This is a genomic window from Chryseobacterium sp. SIMBA_028, from assembly GCF_046535285.1.
Taxonomy (GTDB): domain Bacteria; phylum Bacteroidota; class Bacteroidia; order Flavobacteriales; family Weeksellaceae; genus Chryseobacterium.
Genome location: NZ_JAWRWZ010000668.1, coordinates 1 through 247, shown reverse-complemented (window position 1 = coordinate 247; position 247 = coordinate 1). Strand labels below are relative to the sequence as shown.

Genomic DNA, 247 nt, shown 5'->3' with positions numbered 1-247 from the left:
GATAGTCATCTCACGGCCTCGCCATCCACTCGCTTGATCATGAGACGATGACGAGGCAGTGAGCCTGTGAATTTCAGCTCTCTGGCAATGCGGCAATGACCATCATCTCGACCTTCCACTCAGGTCTGGCGAGCACAGCCTGCACTGCAGCACGCACCGGCGGATGTTGCGGTGAGACCCAGGCATCCCAGACCTCGTTCATCTCGGCAAACTCGGCCATGTCAGTTACCCAGACCTGAGCTGAGAC

General features: G+C 57.9%; 1 protein-coding gene. It reads right to left on the bottom strand.

Translation table 11 applies throughout. The features are described from left to right. Positions 1-73 precede the first annotated feature (73 nt). Positions 74-247: Rid family hydrolase (locus tag SCA31_RS24910; RefSeq protein WP_410699628.1), on the bottom strand; the 174-nt coding region annotated here is incomplete at its 5' end.